The 242-nt window shown below is 71.1% G+C and carries 1 protein-coding gene; it reads left to right on the forward strand.

Going from position 1 to position 242, the window contains the following annotated elements:
• The coding region (locus tag OH705_RS28465) for an FAD-binding protein (protein WP_267303602.1) at window positions 1–242 on the forward strand (242 nt) is incomplete at both ends.

A 242-nucleotide genomic window follows, 5' to 3' on the forward strand; every position in this document is an offset into this window, starting at 1 on the left:
GGCCCTGCCCGAGAGCGAAGAGCAGGTGCAGGCCGTGATGCGCATCTGCAAGCGCCTGAATGCCCCGGTGGTCGCGCGCGGCGCCGGCACCGGCCTGTCGGGCGGCGCCATGCCGCACAGCCAGGGCGTGCTGCTGGGCCTGTCCAAATTCAATCGCATCAAGCATATCGACCTGGCCAGCGCGACCGCGGTGGTCGAGCCCGGTGTGCGCAACCTGGCCATTTCGGAGGCCGCGGCGCCCT

It is taken from the genome of Pseudomonas sp. BJa3, from assembly GCF_026343815.1.
GTDB classification, from domain to species: domain Bacteria; phylum Pseudomonadota; class Gammaproteobacteria; order Pseudomonadales; family Pseudomonadaceae; genus Aquipseudomonas; species Aquipseudomonas soli.